General features: G+C 41.3%; 2 protein-coding genes and 1 pseudogene. All 3 read left to right on the top strand.

All coding sequences use genetic code 11. The features are described from left to right. Positions 1-529: pseudogene (locus tag Q0200_RS04235) on the top strand (cell surface protein); the annotation flags it as partial. 9 nt (positions 530-538) lie between these two features. Next, entirely contained in the window at positions 539-1,564 is a 1,026-nt protein-coding gene (locus tag Q0200_RS04230; RefSeq protein WP_297938117.1) for a hypothetical protein, read from the top strand. Between the two features lie 9 nt (positions 1,565-1,573). Further along, positions 1,574-2,402: hypothetical protein (locus Q0200_RS04225; protein ID WP_297938114.1), on the top strand; the 829-nt coding region annotated here is incomplete at its 3' end.

Genomic DNA, 2,402 nt, shown 5'->3' with positions numbered 1-2,402 from the left:
GAGGGATGAGCTAGATACAAAGGAAAAGGTCGTTGATTTTACTCTAGATTCGTATTCGTGGTGGCTAAAAAGCAAATCCATAGACGGTAAACCGACTATCTCGGGTAAAATGCTGGGGCTCGGAACAAAGGAGGAGGAAGAGGAGCTGAGAGCTTTTAAAGACTCTTTGCCTGAAGACGCTACGATGAGCGACGTCGGAGCCAATTTACTGTTAAGAACCGACATCAGTATAGAAGAATTTAAAAAACTCTATGCGGAAGATATCGAGAAAACTACGAAAGCCCACAAAGAAGCCGTGGCAAAAATCAATCAAGAGATGAGAGAATACAACGAAAATTTATCTAAGCAAAATAGGGAAAAGAAATTTAAGCCTATTCAAGCGACGAGCAAAAGCAAGACTTACGTAGATAAAGACATCAGGCGAGAATTCTTTGAAAATTTCTTAAAAGCCGAACAGGAAAAAGGGGTGGATATAACGGAGATTTTAAATCAATTAGCAAAACTAGGCAAATTTGACATAAAAGCATAAAGGATTAATATGATAAGCGGCGTAAACGGATTTAACGCAAACGTAAATTATGATTTTAGTAGCGCTCACGGGCAAAATTTAAAGACGCGTGAGGAAAAAGAGGCTATAAATTTAACCTCAAATCAGGCTTCGAATGTGGCGGTTGCGCAGCCAAATTTGGCAAATCAAGCGAATCCAAAAAATAGCGAAAACGTATCAAGCCTAAAAGGTGCCTACGTAGACTTTAACATCAAAGAGATGGAAGCGGCCATCAGGGAGATAAAAAAGCTCCCGCCCGGCGCACCAGCTAATATACGAGGCGTTTTTTCTCTGAGCGGATATACGCTGGATGAAAAGATAAGCGTATGGGGTAAGATAAGTGGATTAGACGGCTCTTTTAGTAGGAGCGAAGCGGAAAATCTGAAGAAATTTATAAATAGTAGCGGGGCGTTTGGTTTCGATAAACTTAATCGGGATTTGGCGGGATACGATACGACCAATGCTGATGAATTTGCGAAAAAATACATAAACCGCGAATACCCATTTTTGGGCATAGAATATAATGCAGAGAATAGGGGGATGGAAATCCTCGACTCCGATATGAGCGTGGACGAGTTTAAGGATAGGTGGGCTGAATATACCGTGCTGAAGCGTTTGGGCGAGAGCGGCGCGGAAAGAATATCCGTAGACGGCGAAAATATCGCGATAGTCATTAATAAAAACAAGGCTCCCGTGGAGTTTAGGGAGCTTGAGAGTATCGAGTATAAGGACGAGCAGAGTAAAAAGGCGTTTATAAAATTCGTGCGAGATGCGATAGAAAAGGGTCTGGATATACAAAATCTGCTTGAGGGCAGGGCTGAATTTAAGGAAAACAGAAGCGAGGCGACGGCGTTTAAACCCATCCAAGCCACAAGTAAAAGCAAAACATACGTAGATAAAGACATCAGACGAGAATTCTTTGAAAATTTCCTGAAAGCCGAGCGAGAAAACGGGACGGATATAACTGAAATTTTAAATCAACTAGCAAAACTAGGCAAATTTGACGTAAAAGTATAAAGGATTAATATGATAAGCGGCATAAACGGATTTAACGCAAACGTAAACTATGATTTTAGTAGCGCTCACGAGCGAAATTTAAAAGCACGCGAGGAAAAAGAGGCTATAAATTTAACCTCAAATTCGGCGCCGTCTCGATCAAATTTGACCGAACCGATCGATTATTATGCTCTCGATCCCGACGAACTGGACGAAAACGAGCTTGCCGTTTGGGCGCAAAACGTAGAGTTTTCAAAACTAAACGACAAACAGCAAAATAGGCTTCTTGCTATAAAAATGGGCTTTAAAAAACCGATATATAAACCTTATGATCCCGTGGTTGCACGTAAGGCGTATTCGCTAAGCGGCTATACGGAAGATGATAAAATCAGCGTTTGGGGCAAGATAAACGGGCTTGATCCAAGTATGAGCAAGGACGAGGTCGCAGACCTAAAGAAATTTATAGATAGTACGAAAGTCTTGCAAAGTAGTTCAAACATGGAAAACGATGTTTTTAGCGTAGATGGGTTTATGGGTGCGTTTAGTGTGGATCTAGGAAGCTTTGGAGTTGGTCATACGAAGGGTATTGGGCTTAAAATGGCGGTCGATATGGCAAAGCTACTAGACTCCGATATGGATTTGGAAAAATTTAAAGATAAATGGCTTGAGGTTGCCGCCGAAAAGATACTAGGAGAGAATGCAAAGGTCAAAATATCGCTCAAAGACGGTAAGCTAAATTTTGACCAGGTATCAGGGAAACGGTCTGCGGTCTTTTGGGGACAAGAGATGGTAAGGCAAGTAAGCTACGCAGACGAAGCAACTAAAAAAGAGTTTTTAAATTTCTTAAAAGATGCGTTTA

This window comes from uncultured Campylobacter sp. (assembly GCF_938045225.1).
In the GTDB taxonomy this organism is placed as follows: domain Bacteria; phylum Campylobacterota; class Campylobacteria; order Campylobacterales; family Campylobacteraceae; genus Campylobacter_A.
Note: the sequence above shows the minus strand (reverse complement) of the source record. Positions and strands in the feature narration are given on the sequence as shown.

Coding starts and splice junctions, on each gene's coding strand:
- Q0200_RS04230 (WP_297938117.1), top strand. CDS start 539: ATGATAAGCGGCGTAAACGGATTTAACGCAAACGTAAATTATGATTTT.